We start from the raw sequence: 1,031 nt of genomic DNA on the forward strand, positions 1-1,031 counted from the left end.
TTGTCGCCACCGGCAACCGATTCGATCTTGTTGACGATGCTCGGCTGGCCACCGACAAACACGTCGTCCGGGGCCGTGATGGTGAAGGTCCCGCTGGCACTGCCCGCCGGAATGGTGACTTTGGTGCCATCGGTCAGGGTGAAGGTCAGGCCGTTATGGCCAGTGACCGACAAGCCCTGGGCATTGGTCAGGGTCACGGTGTAAGTGATCTGGCCACCTTCCGACACAGTGGTCTTGTCGGCGGTCAGGGTCGCGACGACTTCGCTGACGGTATCGGTGATCTGCACGGTGGCATCGCCACCCAGCTGCAGGTTCTCGAAGGTCTTGCCATCAACGACTGCATCAGTGATGCCGACGGTCAGCGAACTGCCATCCTTGAAGACGTCATCGCCCTGGGCATCCGCCTTATACTCGACCTGGGTCTGGCCAGCCGGAATCACCACCTTGGCACCATTGCTCAGGGTGACAGTGAGATCCTGGTCCAGCTTCTGGTTGACCTTGACGGTGAAGGATGGCTGCAGGTCCTCGGTGACATCGCCGTTGCTGACGATGGTGACAGATACCTTGTTGCCGGTATCCGGATCATCAGTGACGGTAGTGGTGAGTGTCTCCTTGCCGAGCGTCAGCTTCTCGAAGTTGTCCGCGCCGCTGACACCTTCGAGCTTGTTCACGATCGAGGGCTGGCCGCCGACGAATACGTCGCTCGGGGCGGTGATGGTGAAGGTACCGCTGCCGCTGCCGGCCGGTACGGTGACCTTGGTGCCATCGCTCAGGGTGAAGGTCAGGCCATTGTGGCCGGTGACCGACAGGCCTTGGGCATTGGTCAGGGTCACGGTGTAGGTGATCTGGCCGCCTTCCGTGACAGTGGTCTTGTCGGCGGTCAGGGTCGCGACCACTTCACTGATGGTGTCGGTGATTTGAACCGAGGCGTTGCCACCCAGCTCCAGGTTCTCGAAGGATTTGCCGTCAACGGCAGCATCGGTGATGCCGACGGTCAGGGTATCGCCGTCCTTGAAGACGTCATCACCTTG

Annotated in this window: 1 protein-coding gene; it reads right to left on the bottom strand. The window is 60.8% G+C overall.

All coding sequences use genetic code 11. The features are described from left to right. Window positions 1-1,031 (bottom strand): immunoglobulin-like domain-containing protein (locus BMY03_RS25965; protein WP_342342493.1); only part of this gene is annotated, 1,031 nt, incomplete at both ends.

Source organism: Pseudomonas soli (genome assembly GCF_900110655.1).
Lineage (GTDB): Bacteria > Pseudomonadota > Gammaproteobacteria > Pseudomonadales > Pseudomonadaceae > Aquipseudomonas > Aquipseudomonas soli.